Below are 20,053 nucleotides of genomic sequence, written 5' to 3'. Positions count from 1 at the left end.
AATCAACCATGGATTCCGATATGAAAACGATGCAAGGCATTCGATCCCTGATGCCGTCCCTGAGCGCGCTGACGGCAGCCCTGGTGCTGGCGGGTTGCGCCAGCGCACCGCCCACGGTGGACCAGCATGCCGGCGTTGCAGTGCCAGCAAGCTTCAGCGCCCAGGCCGCAGCCGCGGGCTGGACGCAGGCCGCCCCGGCCGAGGCCCAGCCGCGCGGTGCCTGGTGGCGGGTATTTGCGGACACCGAACTCAGCGCTCTGGTGGAGCGTGCGGGTGAAGCCAATACCGATGTCCAGACCGCTGCGGCACGCCTGGCCGAAGCCCGTGCGCTGCTGCGCTCGGCCGATGCCCAGCGGCAGCCGCAGATCGGGGTCTCGGGCGGCGCTGTGCGCCAGGCCGGGCTGAACACCGCGAGCGGCCTGCAGCCCACCACCCTGGTCACGGCCGGCCTGAACTTCTCCTACGAAGCGGATCTGTTCGGCAGGCTGTCGCGGGCCAGCGAAGCAGCGCACGAGGATGCCAATGCACGCGAAGCACTGCTGCAGAGCACGCGCCTGATGGTGCAGGCCGATGTAGCGCAGACCTATCTGCAGCTGCGTTCGCTGCAGACCGAACGCCAGCTGGTCGAGCAGAGTCTGGTGGCCTATCGCGAGACCTTGACACTGATCGAGAAGCGCTTCCGTGCCGGCGATGCGGCTGAGTTGGACGTGGCGCGCATGCAGACCGAGGTTTCGGCCACCGAGGCCGAGACGCTGGCGCTGGAGCGCCAGCAGGCAGCCCTCACGCATGCGCTGGCCGTGCTGGTCGGCGATATCGCCACTGGCTTCACGCTGGCTGCGCAGCCTGTGCTGGCAACGCTGCCCGTGATTCCGGCAGGCGTGCCCGCGACGGTGCTGGCACGCCGCCCCGATGTGTCGGCGGCCCAGGCATCGGTGCTGGCGGCCCAGGCGCGCGTGGGCGTGGCCCAGGCCGCATGGTTTCCGGCCATCACGCTCACGGGCAATGGCGGCTATGCCTCGACGGAGCTCGGCGATCTGTTCAAGTGGTCGGCGCGCTCCTGGGGCATAGGCGCCTTGCTGTCTCTGCCCATCTTCGACGGCGGCCAGCGCGCAGCGCAGGAAGAGGGGGCCCGTGCACGTCTGGAGGCCGCCGTGGCCGCCCAGCGCGGTCAGGTACTCGCGGCCTTCCGGGAGGTCGAGGATCAGCTCAGTGCCTTGCGCCTGCTCTCGGGTCAGGCCCGCGTGCTGGGGCAGGCCGTGCAGTCTTCGGAGCGCGCCACCCATCTCTCGGATGTGCGCTACCGCAACGGTCTGGTGAGCCAGCTGGAGCTGCTCGATGCGCGCCGCAACGAGCTGCGCAACCGGCGCCAGGCCCTGCAGGTGCGCACCGCGCAGTACACGGCCACAGTGGCGCTGATTCGTGCGTTGGGCGGAGGCTGGGATAGCGGTGAGTCGCCTGCGGCTCGCGGATGAGGAGGGGCCTGTTTCGGGCAGGCCTGAGCTGGGCCCAGATGCAGCATCATCGCAGGCTCTGTGCCGGCCCGCGTCTACCGCTGTCGGCAGCTGCCTCTCTGCGTTGAGTGATGAAGCTCGGCACAAAGGTCTTTGGCCGCTAAGAGGCGGGCTCTAGCCTATCCCCGCGTGGTGACCGGATTGCAAAGCGCATTCCTCAGTGCGCGTACCGCGCTATCCACCGTGGTGAGTACCGGCAGGTCCGACGCTTGCTCGCAAACCGCCCTGGCTCTTGCCATGCTGAACTGCGCCAGAGCGATGCGGCTACATCCTTCGTCTCTCAAGCGAGCGGCTTGGGCTGCAATGAGAGCGTCGTGGCGGGCCAGGTCTCCCGCATTCATGGCCTGCAACGCGCCTTCGGCCAGAGCCAGAACGAGGTCGGCATCCGGACCGAACTCGGGCGGCATCGACTTCAGCGTGGGCGCAAAAGTCGCGATGAGTCCAATTTTTCCGGGCTGTCGCAGGGCTTCGGCCACCATGGCCTCATTGGGCCGAAGCACCGGGAGGTCGGCATGCCGCGCAGCGACCGCATCGATGCAGGGGCCGAAGGCCGAGCAGGTGAAGAGAATAGCCTGGGCACCCGTGCCCACTGCGTAGTCGGCCAGGACCTCGAAGCGCCTGTGCATGGCTGTGTCGAGTCCGTGGCTGCTTCGTGCGAGGTCTGCCGACAGGCTGTCGTCCAGCAGGTTCATGCGAACGGCTTGCGGCCAGTCTCGGTCGAAGGCGGCGTTGATGGGCTCGACCGAATGGCTAAGGGCGTGAATGAGAGCAATCCGAGTCATATGTTGGTGCCTGGAAGTTCGAGGATGTCAGATGCCCTTTGAAGAAGGATTCTCGAAGCCTTCTCTGGTTTCTGCGTTGAGTGGGTAGTTGATGTTGGTCCCCTTCGGTGGAATCGGCGACATGAACCACTTTTTGTAAAGCGTCTCCATTTCGCCTGATTTCATCATTTCGACAACCACGCGGTCTACCAGCGCCTTGAACTGCGGGTCGTCCTTGCGCAGCATCAGAGACTGATTTTCTGTGCGCAGGTTTTCGCCCGTGATGATGAATTCCTTCGGGTTCTGGGTGTTCGCGATAAGACCTGCCAACAAGATGTCGTCGAGCACGAAGGCGGCTGCGCGGCCCGAATTCAGCAGCAGAAAGGAGTCGAGATGGTCTTTCCCGGACAATTGTGTGACCTCCAGCACCTTGCCACGGTTGGTTTCACGCAGAAGTCGGAACGAAGTCGTGCCTGCGGTGGTGACAACCGACTTGCCTTGCAAGTCAGCAATGCTCTTGATGCCTGAGCTGGCCTTGACTGCCATGCGCACGTTGTATCGGAAGATGTCCGGAGAAAATGCCACGTCCTTCTGGCGTTCTACCAAATTGGTCGTGGAGCCGCACTCAAGGTCGACCGTCCCGTTCGTCACAAGAGGGATGCGGTTCTGCGACGTCACCACCTGGTACTTGATATCGATTTTGGGCTGTTTCAGCTCGGCCTTGATGGCGTCCACAATTTTCATGCAGATGTCGAGGCTGTAGCCGATGGGGGTGGCGGTATCGGAGATGTATGAGAACCCGAAGGAGGCCTCGCGGTGACCCAGGGTGATAGTCCCGCTCTCCTTGATCTTTTTCAAAGTAGGCGACTCCTGTGCGAGGGCATCCAGTGCGGGGACAAGAGCAGTGGCCATCATGGCAGCAGCCGCGACGTTTCGGATAGACAAGCGCATGGTATTCCTGAATGAGAGAGTGGGGTTGAGAACGGGGAGTGGGAGTCTTCAGGCCGCGATGGCGGCTTGCCGGGTGATGGCGTCCACGGACTCTGCCAACAGACTGGCAATGGTCTTGAGCTCATCGCGGCTGGCGATATAGGGCGGTGCAAGCAGCACATGGTCTCCGTTGACTCCATCGACAGTGCCTCCGAACGGATAGCACAGCAGGCCCCGCGCCATGGCGTCCTTCTTGAGATTTGCATTGACCTTGAGCGCCGGGTTGAAGGGGCGTTTCTCGGCTTTGTCTGCAACCAGCTCAATGCCCCAGAAGAAGCCACGACCGCGCACGTCCCCCACGTGAGGGTGGTCGGCGAAGGTTTCGCGCAGCAGCGCACCGAAGAAGGCGCCGTCCTCCTGCACCTTGGTCAGAAGTCCGTCCCGGTGGATGACCCGCTGGACGGCAAGCGCCGCAGCACAGGCGACGGGGTGTCCTAGATAGGTGTGCCCGTGCTGGAAGAAGCCGCTGCCGAAAGACATGGCCTCAACGATGTGTTTTTTTGCAAGCACGGCGCCTATGGCCTGATAGCCGCCTCCCAGTCCCTTTGCGACGGTCATCAAGTCCGGGCTGATGCCTTCCTGCTCGCAGGCATGCAGAGTCCCGGTCCGTCCCATGCCGCACATCACTTCATCGAGGATGAGAAGCACGCCATGGTGGTCGCAGACTTCGCGCACGGCCTTGAAGTAGCCTGGTACCGGAGTCAACACGCCTGCCGTTGCTCCGCCCACGGTCTCCGCCACAAAGGCGATGACTCGCCCCGGACCTTGGGCGAGGATGGCCGTATCCAACTCTTGCGCCAGCCGTTGTCCATATTGCTCGGGGGTTTCATCGGCGCGTTGTTCGCGATAAGGGTAGCAAGGCGCTACATGTGTGGCAGGCACCAGAATGGGGGCAAAAGGAGCGCGGCGCCATTCGTTTCCGCCGACGGCCAGAGCACCCAGGGTATTGCCGTGGTAGCTCTGTCGCCGGGCAATGAAATGTGTGCGCTCAGGCTCTCCGATTTCCACAAAGTACTGGCGTGCCATCTTCAATGCGGATTCCACCGCCTCGGAGCCACCGCTGACCAGATACACATGGCTCATGCCCTCAGGCGCTGTGCGGATGAGCTCGTCTGCGAGTTCCTCGGCCGGCCGAGAGCTGAAGAAGCTGGTATGCGCATAAGGGAGCTGGTCGATCTGGGCATGCATCGCCGCAATCACGTCCGGATGCCCGTGCCCCAGTGAGGAAACGGCTGCGCCCCCGGATGCGTCCAGGTAGCTATTGCCGCTGGCGTCCTGAATTCGCATTCCGCAAGCTGATACGGCAATGGGTGGGGCTGTTCGCAGATGGCGGTGAAAGACGTGCGTCATTGGGAGTATTCCGAAAACTGATACGGATGCTTGGCTGTTTTGCTGTGAAATGGAACTAATGTTCTGAATAAAGTATTTGATGGAACAAATGTTTCGTCAAGAGGTATTTTGCTGAGTTGTATGCTTTGGGAACATTTGTTCCATCAGCGTTCGAGTCAGCTGTCTGGCGAGGACCGCTTTCGATTGAGTCTTCAACAATGACAGTCAAAGACGAGCTGCGAGGCCGCTTCAACTCACTGAGTCCCGCTCTGCAGCGGATTGCGAAATACGTGCTGGACCATCCCAATGAAGTGGTCATAAGTTCGATGCGCACCGTGGGAATCAGCGCGGACGCACGTCCGGCGACGCTGGTGCGATTTGCTCAGCAGCTAGGATTTGCCGGCTGGCCGGAACTCAAGCAGGCGATTGCGCAGGAGATGGGCTTGGGCCGGGAAGCCTATGGCGACAGGGCCCGCTCTTTGCTGGAGCGCGCCAGTGAGCAAGGTCTGGCGGGCGAGATATTTCAGGTTCACAAGGCGAACCTTGAGGCCACGGAGCGTCATAGCAGGAGCGGGCTCAACGATGCGGCCGTCTTGTTGGAAGCGGCGCCCAATGTTCATGTAGCGGGGTTTCGTGCCTGCTTTCCCATCGCGTTTTCTTTCGTCTATGTGTATCGGCTTTTCAGAAATTCCGTGCATCTCATAGACGGCCAGGGCGGCTCTCTGGAGATGCAGACTCGATCCATGACCGAGGAGGATGCACTCCTGGTCATCAGCTTCGCGCCCTATTCCCGGGAGGTGCTGCAGGTGGTGGAAGCAGGCAAACGTGCTGGTTGCAAAGTGATTGCCATCACCGATAGCGATGCCTCGCCACTGTCGCTTTTGGCGGATGTGACGCTGCTTTTCTCGACTCAGAGTCCTTCATTTTTTCCATCGATTACCTCGGGGATGGCGTTGACAGAGTCGCTGCTGGAACTCCTGGTCAGCCGCGCGGGCAAGCCGGTCATCGACCGCATTGAGAGTGCTGAGGCGCATCTTTTTGAGTCAGGTGCCTATGTGGATGCCGGGGGCCGTAGCCGAGGCAGCTAGTACCGCCGAGGGCGCAGGGCACCTAGCTCGTAGCAGAGTGACGCGGCAGGGCACTCCATCTCCAATGGCGCAGCAGCTCAGGAGGGCATGTATTGGAAAAGCCGGAGACGGCAGCGAGCCGTTGGTGCGAGCAATCGACGCAGCCCGCACGTGGTCGCTATGGTTTCGGTTGATTTGATGGGCGTCAAGGCAAGACTTGAGGCTCTGGAAACGCAGGCGCCAGTGGTGCTAGATTCATTGACGATCCATGTGGATCGTCAATGGGTGCTTCATGAACATCACTTTTCACGGTGCGGCGCAGTCGGTTACGGGGTCCTGTTTTCTGGTCGAGGCGCATGGCTGCCGATTTCTGATCGACTGCGGCATGGCCCAGGGCGGTCGCGAGGCTGACGAGCACAATCAGCAAGCCTTTGCCTTTGATGCCGCAGGTCTGGATTTCGTCGTTCTGACCCACGCGCACATCGATCACAGCGGCCTGCTGCCCAAGCTCGTGGCCCAGGGCTTCAAGGGCCCTATTTATGCCACGCTGGCCACCAAGGACTTGCTCGAGGTCTTGCTCAAGGACAGCGCCCATATCCAGATGATGGATGCCGAACGGGCGGCGCGGCGCCGGCGTGAAGGCCGGGGGCACGAGCGCGAGCCGACGGCTCCTCTGTATTCGCTGGCCCATGTGGCGAGCACGCTGGAGCAGGTCCAGGCCATGCCTTATGGCCACAGCTTCGAACCCCGTCCTGCGGTGACGGTACGTTTTCAGGATGCCGGGCATATTCTGGGCTCGGCCATTGTGGAGCTATGGCTGGCAGATGGCCATGGCGGCACGCGCAAGCTGGTGGCCAGCGGCGATCTGGGCCAGCCGGGGCGGGTGATTCTGCGCGATCCCACGCCGATCCTGGAGGCCGATCTGCTGCTCATCGAGTCCACCTATGGCGACCGGCAGCACAGGAGCACGGGCGATACCCTGGAGGAGCTGGTCGATGTGGTCACGCGCACGGCTCCTCATGGCAATGTGGTCATCCCGGCATTTGCCGTGGGGCGCACGCAGGAGCTGCTCTATCACTTTCTGCAGCTGATCCAGCAGCAGCGCCTGCCGCCGGTAGAGATATTTGTGGATTCGCCGATGGCGGTGGCGGCCACGGACATCACGCTGCGGCACTTCGGCGTGTTCGACGAGGAGGCCAGGCAGTTGCTGGGCAGCGTCAGGAGACTCAAGGAGTCGCCGCACATTCATTTCATCAGCGATGTGGAGGACTCCATCAAGCTCAACCGCATCAAGAGCGGTGCGGTCATCATCTCGGCCAGCGGCATGTGCGATGCGGGACGGGTGCTGCATCATCTGAAGAACAATCTGCCCAGGCCCGAGTGTGCGGTGGTGATCTGCGGCTTTCAGGCCGAAGGTTCGCTGGGCCGCAGGTTGGTCGACGGTGCCAGGCAGGTGCGCCTGCTCGGCGATGAAGTCGAGGTCCGCGCGGGCATCCATACCCTGGGTGGCTTTTCGGCCCATGCCGACCAGCAGGCCCTGCTGGACTGGGCGGCCGCGTTCACTCGCCCGCCGCAGCAGACCTTTGTGGTGCATGGGGAGCCGCATGCCTCCCAGGCCTTGGCCACGCTGCTGCACGAGCGCCTGCATTTCACGGTGCAGGTTCCGCAGCCGGCTCAGGTCTTCGAGTTCTAGAGCGTGCCGGGAGTCTCCGAGATGCAGAATCCGTCTTGCGCACGGCCTGTTGCATGATGTTCTGGCGGCGAAGCCTGATGCCGGTCGAGACCGGATTCGTGCAGCGGCTTTTCGGCACTACGCTGGATGAGCTGCTTCCCGGCATGCGTCTGCATGTGCGGCGTCTGGGCGATACCAGGCGCGCGCTGTCCCTGGGCGGCGGGCGCATCTATCTGCCGCGCAGCTTTTTTGAGCACCGGGACCCGCATAAGCCGCTGCGGCTTGCCCACCCTGTGGTGGCAGGCGTCTTCGCCCATGAGCTGCTGCATCAGTGGCAGCGCCTGCAAGGCAGGGCGGTGACCTGGGAGGCGTTGGGCCTGCATCTGCGCGCGGCATGCCTGCGGCGCAATCCCTACCAATATCAGGCCTGTGCAGATCCGCAGCAGATGCTGCAGTGCTTTCTGGACGCAAACGTGGAGCAGCAGGGTCAGATCTGGCAGGACCATGTTCAGGCCCTGGTGCAGGGCCAGCCGCTGCCCTGCATGTGCCTGATTGCCGAGCATGTGCTCAAGGCTCAAGCTGGCCAATCCAGGTCGGGCCGAGCCAGCAAAGGCTAGGCAGCCGGGTTGAGTGCGGCGATGAGGTCGTGCTCGTCCACATCGCGCGCTGCGCCGAAGCCGGCGACATGCCTGCCGCCTTGCGGCGTGATGCAGACAAAGCGAAAGTCTCCCAGCGCCGTCATGGGCTCGGCTTCGGGAAAGCGCGCCAGATAGCTGGCACGGGCGCCTTGCCACAGGCCGCTGTCGCCTGGGGGAGTGGAGGCCACGCCCTGAATGCTGATGCGCTCCAGCGCATGCACGGCTTCGCCAGCGGACTCTGGCCTGCTCATCAGCAGGCTGACGGCAGGATGCTGCTCCATGGCCTGTGTGTGGCTGGCCAGCGCACTGACATGCAGTATCAGACAGCTGAATTCGCCACTCCAGGCCCAGGGCACCAGCGACAGGCCTGGGGCGGGGAGATATCCGGGGGCTGATGAACCGGCCTGTGGCTGAACGGCCAGGGCGGCAGTACGCTGATTGGCGAGTAGCTGGCGCAGCGACTGCTGCAGGCGTGATTCATGAGGCATTTGCGCATGGTAAGCCAGAGCGCGGGGTCGGACCAGCTTGAGCCGCGTCAGGCCGCGTCGACCGTCACCTGCGTGACCGACTGTTGGGGCCATCCCGGATGCCGGGCCGAGGTTGCGGGCCTAGTCTTGCGGACTGATTAGTCCACCCGGACTATGTATACGCTTTTCTGATTGCCTGACTCATGCCCGCTCACCACAAGTTTTGGCCCAATCGGCTGCCATATTCCATCACCGTTCCAGCAACCAGTGTCTGGGAAAACCTCGCTATCAATGCCAGGCGTTATCCGGACAAAGCCGCGCTGGTGTTTCTGGGACGCACCACGACCTATCGGCAACTCTGCGAGGGAACGGAGCGCATGGCCGCCTATCTGCATGGCCTGGGCGTGCAAAAAGGCGACCGCGTTATCGTGCTGATGCAAAACAGCTCGCAATTGGTGCTGGCGCATTACGCCATCTTTCGAGCCAATGCGGTGGTGGTGCCAGTCAACCCCATGAATACGGCGGAGGAGCTCAAGCACTACATCACGGATTCCGGCGCCAAGGTGGCCATTACCACGGCCGATCTGGCGCCGGAGCTGGCCAAGGCCAGCAATGCCTTGCCGCAGTCCGAAGCATTGCAGCACTTGCTGGTCACCCGATTCACCGACGGTTTTGATGCCGATGTGCAGGGGCCGGATGCACCGCCCGAAGCCTGGCGCAACTGGCTGCTCGGCGAGCGCGAACCCGCAAGCCTGAGCCATGGCCAGGTCCATGCCTGGACGCAGGCACTGGCCTGCAGCGAGCTGCCGCCGCCGCATACCGCGGGTCGTGACGACCTGGCATTGCTGCCCTATACCAGCGGCACCACGGGCCAGCCCAAGGGCTGCATGCACCTGCACCGCAGCATCAACCACAACGCCGTTTCCGGCGCGATGTGGGGCACGGGCAGCAGCGAGAACGTGGTGCTCGCCGTCGTGCCCATGTTTCACATCACAGGCATGGTTTCCGTGCTGCACAGTGCCATCTACATGGGGGCGACGCTGATCATCATGCCGCGCTGGGAGCGTGAACTGGCAGGGCGCCTGATCTCGCACTATCAGGTCACGAGCTGGACCAATATTCCGACCATGGTGATCGATCTGCTGGCCAGCCCCAATTTTGCGTCCTTCGATCTCTCCAGCCTCAAATACATCGGCGGCGGCGGCGCCGCCATGCCCCAGGCCGTGGCCCAGCGCCTGCTGGAGCAGTACGGCCTGCGCTTTTGCGAGGGCTATGGCCTGACCGAAACCGCCGCACCTTCGCACAGCAATCCGCCCGACCATCCCAAGCAGCAATGCCTGGGCATTCCCTTCATGAGTACCGACGCGCGCGTGATCAGCCCCGACACGCTGGAGGAAGTGCCCCAAGGAGAGCAGGGCGAGATCGTGGTCAACGGCCCCGAGGTGTTCGAAGGCTACTGGCAGCGCCCCGAGGCGACCGAGCAGAGCTTTATGGAGCTTGATGGCAAGCGCTTTTTCCGCACCGGCGACCTGGGGCGCGTGGATGAGGATGGCTACTTTTTCATCACCGACCGGCTCAAGCGCATGATCAATGCCAGCGGCTTCAAGGTGTGGCCGGCCGAGGTGGAGTCGCTGATGTTCCGCCATCCCGCGATTCAGGAGGCCTGCGTGATCTCCGCCAAGGATGCCTATCGCGGCGAGACCGTCAAGGCTGTGGTCGTGCTGCGTGCCGGCCATGAGGCGACGACGGCAGAGCAGATCATCCAGTGGTGCCATGACAATATGGCAGTCTACAAGGCCCCACGTCGGGTGCAATTCGTGACGGCTTTGCCCAAGAGCGGCAGCGGCAAGGTGATGTGGCGAATGCTGCAGGAGCAGGAAGCCGCGGTCTGAAATGCAAAGAGGGGGAGTGGCGGAAAGCAGCTGGAGTCGAACCAACCCGGGAGCGGCTGACGCCCCCCACCGGGTTTGAAGCCCGGCCGCGCCACCGGGCACGATTGCCTTCCTTTGGGTCAAGAGTGGCAGCTGCCACTCTTGTAGAAGATAGGACTGCGATTGTAGCCAGCAATCCTGCACTTGACGACGAGCCGGCCTCATGTCCCGTTATTCTGATTTGATAGCTTGTTGCGCAGGTTGCATAAGGAACCTGGGCTGATTTCTATCTGCTTTCCTTGCTGGATCACCGTGGCGTGCTATTCCAATGCACGTCAGGGCGCAGCAGATGGGCGTCGCGCACGCGGCGCGTGTAGCCGGTGCGGTCGAAGAATTCGAGAATCTGGATGGCGCGTTTGCGGCCCAGACCTGTGGCGTCGCGGAATGCGCTGGCTTCCACCTCTCCCCTGGCGTGCTGGCTGGCGATGTCGGCAACCAGGGCGGCGAGTTCATCCATGCGCACCGGTGCATAGAACAAGTCCTTGACGACCTGGAACAGCTGGCCCTGGCGCGAAAGCTTTTTGAGCAGCTGGCGCACCAGCTCTTCGCCAGCGGCATGGTCGCGCGCCAGATCGCGCACCCAGGGCGGGTCATAGCGGCCTGCAGCAATGGCGGGCAGCAGTTTTTCGGCCAGCGTCTGCTCGGCGCTGCTCAGCTGCACGCTGTGCTGCGGCAAATGCAACCAGGCGCCGGTGCTGGCTAGCAACTGGCTGTTGAGCAGGGCATCGACCAGGCCCTGATAGAGCGCGTCGTAGCTGCCTTGCTGCAGGCCGGGCAAGGCCATGCGCCTCAGTCTGGCCGCGTTGACGCCGGGCTCGTCGGGCGATTTTTCATGAAAGCGCGCCAGGCTGTCGATGAGCTGGGTCTGCAGCTGCTGCCAGCGCTGCAGGCCAAGCACCAGGGCATCGCCGCCGGCGATGGGCAACTGGATGGTGTCGGCAAGGCTGGCCTCGGGGAAGGCATGGCCGCTCAGACGCACCAGCTGCGAACGCGCAATGCCGTGCGGGGCCTGTGCGATCAGCGGTCTGAAGTCGTTGCGGGCGATTAGCTGCTCCATGGCGTCGAGGTAGGCCATGCGCTCTGCGCTGCGGCGCTTGCGGCTCGGGGCATAGGGGTCGAGCACCATGCCACCGGCGATGGTGCGGCTGGCCTGGGCGTTGCGCAGAATCAGGCGGTCGCCGGGCAGGGCGAACACCAGCGCATCGAGCACCAGCTGCACCCGAGCCTCGGTACCGGGCTCTATGGCCTCGTCCTGCAGCAGGGCCACATGGCCCGTGGTGCGCTTGGTGCCCAGGTGCACATGGACGGGCGTCCACTGGGCCAGCAAGGGCGCTTCGCTGAGCTGGTGCAGATGAATGTCGAGGCGGTCCGTGGCCTGCAGCAGACGTTGGTCCATGATCCAGTCGCCGCGTTCGATCTCGTCCTTGCCTATGCCCGCCAGATTGAGTGCACAGCGCTGGCCGGCGACGCCGCTGTCGCTGCTCTGGTTCTGGGCGTGAATGCTGCGCACGCGCACGGCCCGACCGCTGGCCGAGTGCGCCAGCGTGTCGCCCACGCGGACCTGGCCATTGAAGACCGTGCCCGTGACCACCGTGCCCTGGCCCGACAGCGTGAAGACGCGGTCCACGGCGAGCCGGAACAGGCCGTCGCGGGGGCGTGCCTGCATCATCTGGGCCTGCACCTGAAGGTGCTCGCGCAAGGCCTTTACGCCGGCATTGTCGGGTTCTGCGGCATTGGTCTCGAAGATGGGGCTGTCGGCCAGCGCGGTGACGCCGAGAATGGCGTTGATTTCGCGATGCACGTCGGCAATGCGCTGTGGCAGCACGCGATCGACTTTGGTCAGCGCCACGCTGCCGCGCCTGACACCCAGCAGCTGCAGGATTTCCAGATGCTCCAGGGTCTGGGGCATCACGCCGTCGTCGGCAGCCACGACCAGCAGGGCGTGGTCAATGCCCACGGCTCCGGCGGCCATGGTGTGGACGAATTTCTCGTGGCCCGGCACGTCGATGATGCCCAGCACATCGCCGTTGGGCAACGGGCTGTAGGCATAACCGAGCTCTATGGAGATGCCGCGGGCTTTCTCTTCCTTGAGACGGTCGGTTTCCACGCCCGTGAGCGCACGCACCAGCGTGGTTTTGCCGTGGTCGATATGGCCTGCGGTTCCGATGATCATGGTGTGCTTGTAGTTTTGTTGGCTGCTGGCGCTTGTGTATCAAGCGATGCAAGGTGTTTTTGTATAAATTCCAGGGGCCGGGGCCATGGGACTGCCTCAGGCCAGCTGCGGCAGCTGCGCGGCAAACAGGGCCTGCGCCGGGTGTTCGAGACAGCGCAGATCCAGCCACAACGCATCGTCATGCAGCCGCCCGATCACGGGCCGGGGCAGGGCGCGAAAGCGCGCTTCGAGCCGGGTCAGCTGGCGACCCGCATGCTTGCCGCTGGCCGGATAAATCCTGAGGCCGAAGCTGGGCAGATTTTCCACGGGCAGGGCGCCGCTGCCGATCTGGCTGTTCATGGCCGCCATCTCCACCACATAGTCCTGGCCCAGTGCCTGCTGCAGCAGAGGCTGCAGCTGCTCGGCCTGGATCTGCATGTCGGCGGCCTGGCGCGTGAACAGGCGCAGCGTGGTCAACTCCTGGGCGAGCTTTTCAGGGTTCAGATACAGGCGCAGCGTGGGCTCCAGTGCCGCCAGGGTGATCTTGCCCACACGCAGCGCGCGTTTGAGCGGGTTCTTCTTGATCTGGGTGATCAGCTCCTTTTTGCCAACGATGATGCCGGCCTGCGGGCCGCCCAGGAGCTTGTCGCCACTGAAGGTGACGATGTCGGCACCGGACTCGACCGTCTCGCGCACCGTGACTTCATAGGGCAGGCCCCAGTCGCGCATGTCGATCAGCGTGCCGCTGCCCAGGTCCACAATCATCGGCAGATTGCTGTCGTGCGCAATGCGGGCGACATCGGCGTCGCTCACCGCCTTGGTAAAGCCGGTGATGGCGTAGTTGCTGCAGTGCACCTTCATGAGCGCGGCCGTGTTCTCGTCTATGGCCTCTGCATAGTCTTTCTCATGCGTGCGGTTGGTGGTGCCGACCTCGACGAGCCTGGCGCCAGCGCGGGTCATGACATCGGGAATGCGGAAGGCGCCGCCGATTTCCACCAGCTCGCCGCGCGAGACCACGACTTCCCTGCCCGTGGCCATGGTGGACAGCACCAGCAGCACGGCTGCGGCGTTGTTGTTGACAACGGTGGCGGCTTCAGCGCCGGTCAGCTCGCAGATCAGCGACTCGACCAGATCGTCGCGATCGCCGCGACCGCCGTCTTCAAGGTCATATTCCAGGTTGGCCGGGGAGTTCATGGCCTGTACCACGGCATCGATCGCGGCCTGCGGCAGCAATGCGCGGCCCAGGTTGGTGTGCAGCACCGTGCCGGTGAGATTGAAGACGGCTTGCAGGCGTGGCGCAAACCGGGCCTGAAGCTGGCGCTGCGCAGTTTGCACGATGCTGGCGATGTCGGCCTGCACGCTCTGGCCAGGCTGATCGGCAAAACCCAGGAGCTGCTGGCGCAACCCCGTCAGCACATCGCGGACTGCCTTGGTGCAGGCATCGAGGCCGTAGGACTCGCGCAGCACCTGCATCTCGATCGCGAGCAAGACCTTGTCCACGGCGGGAAGCTGAGATGGGTGCGAAATTTCAGGGGCGGTCGCTGCGGTATTGCTCATGGCCAAGGTGTGTCGGGTCGTCAAAAAATGAAAAAGGCGGCAGGAGTTCCTGCCGCCTTCATTATGGTGGCGGTTGGAGCCGGCAGGTTTACGCCGCAGGGTCCACCAGTTCGTGATCGGCCTCGCCTTGCTGCTCTTCGGCCACGGCCACAAACAACAGAGGATTGGCGCTGGCGCGCTGGAACTGGGTCTCGCTCATCAGCAGATCCAGCATCAGGCTGGCCAGATCGTCGACGAGAGGTTCGACCATGGGGTTCTTTTCCTGATTCACGATCTTGCGGTAGCTGCCGCATTCGTCGCATGTCTCGGCCAGAACTTCTTCGCCCGAACCGTCAATGCCCTGGTAGTGGATGCCCTTGGTCGATTCGCAGTGCGTGCACTTGACGCGAACCATATGCCATTCGCAGGCACAGGTGCCGCAATGAGCGTAACGGTGACCGGCCACTTTGCCGCCAATGCGGATGACGCTGGCCACAGGCTCGCTGGCGCAGACGGGGCAGATGCTGGCGGGGTCGGTGTAGGGAACGTCGCGGCCACTGAGCCTGGCCGAGCGCTTGGCAAAGGTCACTTGCAGCGCAGCCATGATGAAGGGTGCCATGCCCACGTGGCGGGCGGCGACTTCCTTTTGCAACAGCTTTTTGGCAATGTCTGCACGGGTCTCGGGAGTCAGTGCACGCAGCTCCTTGAGCAGGGGCTGCAGCGGTGCAGGCAGGCCTTCGCTACCCTGCAGCGTGTCGAGCATATTGTCCAGTACGGCTTGCCAGGCGGGATCGATGGTGTCCACTGCGGGCAGCAGGGGCATGGAGTGCTCCTGAGCACGCGCCATGAGTTCGGCATCGGGCGCAGATATCTCGATGGTGGCGGCAGCCTTGTGCTGCGCATCCATGATCTGGGCCACAAACAGCAGATAGTCTGCAATGGGATTGCCGTTGGCCAGCTGGCGCAGGCGTGCAGCGCGTTCGGCGAACAGACTGCTTACCTGGGGCAGCAAGATGCGGGGAAAGCTGGTGTGATCCAGTGCTTCGATTTCACCGGGTTGAAGAATGCGTTGCATTGACAGGGTTTCCAAATGAATCAGCCGCCGAGCGCCGATAAACGCTTGGCGGCTGGGTTGTTAGGGGAGAGGACTAAAAACCTTAGTCGTTGTCACCCGTCATCTTGCGGTACCAGCCGCGGTGGTGTTGCTTGGCCCAGGCTCGCGTTACTGTGCCATAAAGCATGGCGCGAATGGTGCCACGAGTCCAGATGGCGGCATACACGTGCATGATGATCAGGCCGATCATCCACACGGCAGCGATGGCGTGAACCACCGAGGCCGCTCGGACCACGTTGACCGGCAATGTCCACCAGGCGCGCCACATCAGAAAGCCGGTGATCACGATCAGCAGCATGCCGATTACCAGGCCCCAGAACAACAGCTTCTGACCACCGTTGTACTTGCCCTGTTCGGGCATGTCGTGGTCGTCGCCATCGATCATCTTGTTGACGTTCTTGAGCCATTCGATGTCGCGCGGCTCAACGATGTTGAGCTTGGCAAAACGGCAGGCCATGATGACGAAGAATGCGCCCATGACAACCCCGATGTAGGGGTGCAGGATGCGGGTCCAGGGACCGCCACCGAACAGATTGGTCAACCAGAAGAAAGCCGGGTGAAAGAACGCCAGACCAGACAGGGCCAGCAAGATGAAGCAAATGCCTACCACCCAGTGGTTGGCGCGCTCCGATGCGTTGTAGCGCACGAGGTCGCGAGGATTGCGTTTCATTTGCCGTTCTCCTTGTTCAGCGCTTCGGCGTCCTTGCGTTCCATTTCATCCTCAAGGTCCTTGGACACGTCGTTGGGTCCCTTGGTGATGTAGTGGAACAGGCTGCCGATTGCGGCTGCACCCAGTGCGGCCATGGCCAGAGGCTTGGCTACACCCTTCCACAGCGACACCATCGGGCTGATGGACGGATCGTCCGGCAGGCCCTTGTACAGCGAAGGTTTGTCCGCGTGATGCAGAACGTACATCACGTGCGTGCCGCCCACGCCTTGCGGGTCGTAGAGGCCTGCCTTTTCGTAGCCGCGTTCCTTGAGGTCCACGACACGGCGGGACGCTTGCTCCTGCATGGCTTCCTTGGTGCCAAACTGGATAGCGCCCGTGGGGCAGGTCTTGACGCAGGCGGGCTCCTGGCCAACAGCCACGCGATCCGAACACAAGGTGCACTTGTACGCCTTGTTGTCCTTCTTGGAGATGCGCGGAATGTTGAAGGGGCAGCCCGTGACGCAGTAGCCGCAGCCCACGCACTGGTCTTGCTGGAAGTCCACGATGCCGTTGGCATATTGGACGATGGCGCCAGGCGAGGGGCAGGCCTTCAGGCAGCCCGGGTCTTCGCAGTGCATGCAGCCGTCCTTGCGGATCAGCCACTCCAGGTTGCCTGTGGCTTCGTTTTCGTACTCGGCAAAGCGCATCACGGTCCAAGACTCCGACGTCAGATCCGTCGGGTTGTCGTAGACGCCTGCGGCAACCGTGCCGATTTCGTCGCGAAGGTCGTTCCACTCCATGCAGGCGGTCTGGCAAGCCTTGCAGCCAATGCATTTGGAGACGTCGATCAGCTTGGCGACTTCCCCTGCGTGCGCACCGCGTGCGCTGGGTGCGGGGGTTGTCGTGGCCGAACGGCGTTTGATATCGAGAGACATGGTTGAGGACATCAGCGTGGCTCCTTAGATCTTTTCCACCTTCACGAGGAAGGTCTTGGATTCAGGGGTCAAGCTGTTACCGTCACCCACGGAGGCTGTCAGGTTGTTCGCCAGATAGCCCTTGCGTCCCGTCGTGGAGAAGCCCCAGTGAATCGGCACACCCACGTGATGGATGGTCTTGCCATCGATCTTCATGGGCTTGATGCGCTTGGTCACCACGGCCACGGCCTTCACGAAACCGCGCTTGGACGAAACCTTGACCTTCTGGCCGGTCTCTATGCCCAGTTCCTTGCCCAGTGCCTCGCCGATTTCCACGAACTGCTCGGGCTGAACGATGTTGTTCAGCTGAACATGCTTGGTCCAGTAATGGAAGTGCTCGGTCAGGCGGTAGGTCGTGCCTACATGCGGGTAGTCCTTGGGGTCGCCCTGCGTGTCCTTGGCAGTTGCCAGGATGCGCATCACGGGGCTGATGACGGCCTGCTTGTTGTTGGGGTACATAGGGTTGTAGCCCAGCGGGTTGTCAAACGCCTCGTAGTGCGTGGGGAACGGACCTTCTGCCATGCCCTTGCGGGCAAACAGACGGGCCACCCCTTCGGGGTTCATGATGAAGGGATTGATCACCTCGGGATCCAGGCCCACGGCCACGTCCGGCACGTCCGCTCCACCCCACTGCTTGCCGTTCCACTTGATCAGCACGCGTTCTGGGTTGAAGGGCTTGCCCTGGCGGTCGCAGGATGCGCGGTTGTAAAGCACGCGGCGATTCGCAGGCCAGGCCCAGGCCCAGTTCAGCGTGTTGCCTATGCCTGTGGGATCGCTGTTGTCGCGGCGCGCCATCTGGTTGCCGGACGAGGTCCAGCTGCCAGCCCAGATCCAGCAGCCACCCAGGGTGGTGCCGTCATCGCGCATTTCGCCAAAGCCTGCCAACTGCTCGCCGGCCTTGCGGATGAGCTTGGTGGGGTCTTTGGGATCAAACAGATCCACCAGCGCACGGCCGTTGTATTCCTTGGCTACTTCCTCGGAAGAGGGATGATCGGCTTCAGCGTAAGGCCAGTACAGGTTGGTGATGGGCTCGGAGAACTTGCCGCCTTCCTTCTGATAGAGAGCCTTCAGGCGTAGGTGCAGACCGGACATGATGGCAATGTCGGTCTTGGCCTCTCCTGGGGGCTCGGCAGCCTTCCAGTGCCACTGCAGCACGCGCGAGGAACTGACCACGGCACCGTCTTCTTCAGCGAAGCAAGTGGTTGGCAGGCGGAACACCTCGGTTTGAATCGAAGCCGAGTCCACGTCGTTGAATTCGCCGTGGTTCTTCCAGAATTCCGAAGTTTCCGTAACCAGCGGATCCATGATGACCAGGAACTTCAGCTTCTTGAGACCGTCGCGCACGCTGTTGCTGTTGGCCAGAGCCGCCAAGGGGTTGAAGCCTTGAGCGATATAGCCGTTGACCTTGCCCTGCGTCATCATCTCGAAGATCTGCAGCATGTCGTACTGCTTGTCCAACTTGGGCAGATAGTCGAACGCCCAGTTGTTTTCAGCAGTTGCGGCCGGGCCCCACCATGCCTTCATCAGGCTGACATGGAACTTGGGCGTGTTCGACCAGTAATTCATCTGACCGGGACGCAGCAGCTTTGGCGTGCGAGTGGCGATGTACTGGTTGTAGTCCTGTTCGGCTTCGTTCGGCAGCGTCAGGTACCCGGGAAGCGAAGCAGACAGGATGCCCAGGTCCGTCAGGCCCTGGATGTTGGAGTGGCCGCGCAGCGCGTTCATGCCGCCGCCAGCGACACCGATATTGCCCAGCAGCAGCTGGATCATGGCACCGGTACGCAGGATCTGCGCACCCGTGGTGTGCTGGGTCCAGCCCAGTGCGTACAGGATGGTGGCAACACGGCCGGCTTCGGCGGTCGAAGCAAGCTTCTCGCACACGTGCAGGAATTTTTCCTTGGGTGTGCCGCAGATGGATTCCACCTTCTCGGGGGTATAGCCGGCGTAGTGCTTCTTGAGCCACTGATAGACGCAGCGAGGGTGTTCCAGAGTGGGATCGACCTTCACGAAGCCGTCTTCACCCAGTTCGTAGTCCCACGACGCCTTGTCATAGGTACGCTTTTCAGGGTTGTAGCCGGAGAAAATACCTTCGTCGAACGCAAAGTCCTCGCGCACGATGAATGAGAAGTCCGTGTAGTTCTTCACATACTCGTGGTGAATCCTGTCGTTTGTCAGCAGGTAATTGATCACGCCGCCGAGGAAGACGATGTCCGAGCCGGAGCGGATCGGCGCATAGAAGTCAGCCACGGATGCCGAGCGGTTGAAGCGCGGATCGACCACCATGAAGTGAGCCTTGTTGTGCTCCTTCGCTTCGGTCACCCACTTGAAGCCGCAGGGGTGTGCTTCGGCGGCATTGCCGCCCATGATCAAAATAACGTCCGCGTTCTTGATGTCGACCCAATGGTTCGTCATCGCTCCACGGCCAAACGTCGGGGCAAGACCTGCCACCGTCGGGCCGTGTCAGACACGTGCTTGGTTATCGAGTGCAAGAAGGCCCCAGGAGCGGGCCACTTTGTGCGTGATGTAGCCGGCTTCGTTGCTGGAGGCCGAAGCGGCCAGCATGCCGGTGGTCAGCCAGCGGTTGACCTTCTGGCCTTTTTCGTTGGTTTCAACGAAATTGGCGTCGCGGTCTTCCTTGAGCAGCTTGGCGATGCGGTTCAGTGCCTCGTCCCAGGACATGCGCTTCCACTCGGACGAGCCGGGGGCGCGGTATTCGGGGTACTTGAGGCGGCTGGGGCTGTGGACAAAGTCCAGCAGCGATGCGCCCTTGGGACACAGCGTGCCGCGATTGACCGGATGATCCGGGTCGCCTTCCACGTGCATCACGGACAGACGGGAGTTTTTCCCGCCGTCGCCCAGGGAGTACATGAGGATGCCGCAGCCTACGGAGCAGTAGGTGCAGGTTTGACGGGTTACGGTGGTGGCTGACAGTTTGTACTGTCGCACCTCAGCAAGGGCGGCTGTGGGTGAGAAGCCCATCAGCGCCAAGCTTGAACCCGCCAGAGTCGAACCAGTCACTTTCATGAACTGGCGTCTGGAGAATTGGTCCATTGTGGGGTACCTTTTCGTATGAACGCTTATGTGAAAGCAAATTTTACGACCCCCCCCATTTTTGATAGCAGTTACAAACCCTTAATTCTTGAGTAACGTTGAGCGACTTTGAGTTTTATGTTTCGTTTTTGTTTTTCTTAATGACGGCGATAGTTTTCAACCTGCACCTCTAAACCTATCAACTTTCTGCTCGAAAAGCCATCGGTCAGCA

General features: G+C 62.3%; 15 protein-coding genes and 1 tRNA gene. 5 read left to right on the top strand and 11 right to left on the bottom strand.

What is annotated here, in order from left to right; genetic code table 11:
• Positions 1–8 precede the first annotated feature (8 nt).
• Positions 9–1,472 (top strand): efflux transporter outer membrane subunit, encoded by a 1,464-nt coding sequence (locus FSY45_RS01010; RefSeq protein ID WP_046462076.1) that lies wholly within the window; start codon positions 9–11, stop codon positions 1,470–1,472.
• Between the two features lie 158 nt (positions 1,473–1,630).
• On the opposite strand, the gene FSY45_RS01005 is transcribed toward FSY45_RS01010, so the two are convergent.
• From FSY45_RS01005 to FSY45_RS00995, 3 genes are all read right to left on the bottom strand, one after another.
• On the bottom strand, positions 1,631–2,293 hold the full coding sequence (locus FSY45_RS01005) for an aspartate/glutamate racemase family protein (protein WP_148747891.1): 663 nt from the start codon (positions 2,291–2,293) through the stop codon (positions 1,631–1,633).
• A gap of 27 nt (positions 2,294–2,320) precedes the next feature.
• A complete protein-coding gene (locus FSY45_RS01000) occupies positions 2,321–3,187 on the bottom strand; it encodes an amino acid ABC transporter substrate-binding protein (protein ID WP_080944517.1) in 867 nt (288 codons plus the stop codon).
• An 84-nt stretch (positions 3,188–3,271) separates the two neighbouring features.
• On the bottom strand, positions 3,272–4,612 hold the full coding sequence (locus tag FSY45_RS00995) for an aspartate aminotransferase family protein (protein WP_046462079.1): 1,341 nt from the start codon (positions 4,610–4,612) through the stop codon (positions 3,272–3,274).
• A gap of 197 nt (positions 4,613–4,809) precedes the next feature.
• Here FSY45_RS00995 and FSY45_RS00990 point away from each other — a divergent pair, with 197 nt between their 5' ends.
• The 3 genes from FSY45_RS00990 to FSY45_RS00980 all read left to right on the top strand — a co-directional run bounded on the left by FSY45_RS00990 (position 4,810) and on the right by FSY45_RS00980 (position 7,947).
• Positions 4,810–5,679 carry a MurR/RpiR family transcriptional regulator gene (locus FSY45_RS00990; protein WP_046462080.1) on the top strand — a complete coding sequence of 290 codons (870 nt, stop codon included), beginning with the start codon at positions 4,810–4,812 and terminating at the stop codon, positions 5,677–5,679.
• 271 nt (positions 5,680–5,950) lie between these two features.
• Positions 5,951–7,351: an MBL fold metallo-hydrolase RNA specificity domain-containing protein gene (locus FSY45_RS00985; RefSeq protein WP_046462132.1), complete on the top strand. Its 1,401-nt coding sequence runs from the start codon at positions 5,951–5,953 to the stop codon at positions 7,349–7,351.
• Between the two features lie 77 nt (positions 7,352–7,428).
• A complete protein-coding gene (locus FSY45_RS00980; RefSeq protein WP_187427514.1) occupies positions 7,429–7,947 on the top strand; it encodes a hypothetical protein in 519 nt (172 codons plus the stop codon).
• On the opposite strand, the gene FSY45_RS00975 is transcribed toward FSY45_RS00980, so the two are convergent.
• The gene (locus FSY45_RS00975; protein ID WP_046462082.1) at positions 7,944–8,456 is read right to left on the bottom strand and encodes a pyridoxamine 5'-phosphate oxidase; all 513 of its coding nucleotides are present in this window, start codon (positions 8,454–8,456) and stop codon (positions 7,944–7,946) included. The genes FSY45_RS00980 and FSY45_RS00975 overlap by 4 nt on opposite strands.
• A gap of 182 nt (positions 8,457–8,638) precedes the next feature.
• Between FSY45_RS00975 and FSY45_RS00970 the strand changes: the two genes are divergently transcribed.
• Complete coding sequence (locus FSY45_RS00970; protein WP_046462083.1) at positions 8,639–10,327, top strand: long-chain fatty acid--CoA ligase; 1,689 nt, start codon at positions 8,639–8,641, stop codon at positions 10,325–10,327.
• 17 nt (positions 10,328–10,344) lie between these two features.
• On the opposite strand, the gene FSY45_RS00965 is transcribed toward FSY45_RS00970, so the two are convergent.
• From FSY45_RS00965 to fdnG, 7 genes are all read right to left on the bottom strand, one after another.
• Positions 10,345–10,440, bottom strand: a tRNA-Sec gene (locus tag FSY45_RS00965).
• A 173-nt stretch (positions 10,441–10,613) separates the two neighbouring features.
• The gene (gene selB / locus FSY45_RS00960; protein ID WP_046462084.1) at positions 10,614–12,539 is read right to left on the bottom strand and encodes a selenocysteine-specific translation elongation factor; all 1,926 of its coding nucleotides are present in this window, start codon (positions 12,537–12,539) and stop codon (positions 10,614–10,616) included.
• A 96-nt stretch (positions 12,540–12,635) separates the two neighbouring features.
• On the bottom strand, positions 12,636–14,075 hold the full coding sequence (gene selA, locus FSY45_RS00955; protein ID WP_046462085.1) for an L-seryl-tRNA(Sec) selenium transferase: 1,440 nt from the start codon (positions 14,073–14,075) through the stop codon (positions 12,636–12,638).
• Between the two features lie 88 nt (positions 14,076–14,163).
• Positions 14,164–15,129: a formate dehydrogenase accessory protein FdhE gene (gene fdhE / locus FSY45_RS00950; RefSeq protein WP_046462086.1), complete on the bottom strand. Its 966-nt coding sequence runs from the start codon at positions 15,127–15,129 to the stop codon at positions 14,164–14,166.
• 82 nt (positions 15,130–15,211) lie between these two features.
• Entirely contained in the window at positions 15,212–15,838 is a 627-nt protein-coding gene (locus FSY45_RS00945; protein WP_003066500.1) for a formate dehydrogenase subunit gamma, read from the bottom strand.
• Positions 15,835–16,764 (bottom strand): formate dehydrogenase subunit beta, encoded by a 930-nt coding sequence (fdxH, locus tag FSY45_RS00940; protein ID WP_003079546.1) that lies wholly within the window; start codon positions 16,762–16,764, stop codon positions 15,835–15,837. The genes FSY45_RS00945 and fdxH overlap by 4 nt, the downstream gene beginning before the upstream one ends.
• Before the next feature lie 12 nt (positions 16,765–16,776).
• Complete coding sequence (gene fdnG / locus FSY45_RS00935) at positions 16,777–19,842, bottom strand: formate dehydrogenase-N subunit alpha (protein ID WP_148747890.1); 3,066 nt, start codon at positions 19,840–19,842, stop codon at positions 16,777–16,779.
• Positions 19,843–20,053 lie beyond the last annotated feature (211 nt).

The sequence above is a fragment of the Comamonas sp. Z1 genome (assembly GCF_008121555.1).
GTDB lineage: Bacteria > Pseudomonadota > Gammaproteobacteria > Burkholderiales > Burkholderiaceae_C > Comamonas > Comamonas thiooxydans.
Note: the sequence above shows the minus strand (reverse complement) of the source record. Positions and strands in the feature narration are given on the sequence as shown.

Excerpts from the sequence above, each read along its gene's own strand:
- FSY45_RS01005 (WP_148747891.1), bottom strand. The coding sequence starts at position 2,293 with ATGACTCGGATTGCTCTCATTCACGCCCTTAGCCATTCGGTCGAGCCC.
- FSY45_RS01000 (WP_080944517.1), bottom strand. The coding sequence starts at position 3,187 with ATGATGGCCACTGCTCTTGTCCCCGCACTGGATGCCCTCGCACAGGAG.
- selB (WP_046462084.1), bottom strand. The coding sequence starts at position 12,539 with ATGATCATCGGAACCGCAGGCCATATCGACCACGGCAAAACCACGCTG.
- FSY45_RS00985 (WP_046462132.1), top strand. The coding sequence starts at position 5,951 with ATGAACATCACTTTTCACGGTGCGGCGCAGTCGGTTACGGGGTCCTGT.
- selA (WP_046462085.1), bottom strand. The coding sequence starts at position 14,075 with ATGAGCAATACCGCAGCGACCGCCCCTGAAATTTCGCACCCATCTCAG.
- fdxH (WP_003079546.1), bottom strand. The coding sequence starts at position 16,764 with ATGTCCTCAACCATGTCTCTCGATATCAAACGCCGTTCGGCCACGACA.
- FSY45_RS00970 (WP_046462083.1), top strand. The coding sequence starts at position 8,639 with ATGCCCGCTCACCACAAGTTTTGGCCCAATCGGCTGCCATATTCCATC.
- fdhE (WP_046462086.1), bottom strand. The coding sequence starts at position 15,129 with ATGCAACGCATTCTTCAACCCGGTGAAATCGAAGCACTGGATCACACC.
- FSY45_RS00995 (WP_046462079.1), bottom strand. The coding sequence starts at position 4,612 with ATGACGCACGTCTTTCACCGCCATCTGCGAACAGCCCCACCCATTGCC.
- FSY45_RS00945 (WP_003066500.1), bottom strand. The coding sequence starts at position 15,838 with ATGAAACGCAATCCTCGCGACCTCGTGCGCTACAACGCATCGGAGCGC.
- FSY45_RS00990 (WP_046462080.1), top strand. The coding sequence starts at position 4,810 with ATGACAGTCAAAGACGAGCTGCGAGGCCGCTTCAACTCACTGAGTCCC.
- FSY45_RS00980 (WP_187427514.1), top strand. The coding sequence starts at position 7,429 with ATGCCGGTCGAGACCGGATTCGTGCAGCGGCTTTTCGGCACTACGCTG.
- FSY45_RS01010 (WP_046462076.1), top strand. The coding sequence starts at position 9 with ATGGATTCCGATATGAAAACGATGCAAGGCATTCGATCCCTGATGCCG.
- FSY45_RS00975 (WP_046462082.1), bottom strand. The coding sequence starts at position 8,456 with ATGCCTCATGAATCACGCCTGCAGCAGTCGCTGCGCCAGCTACTCGCC.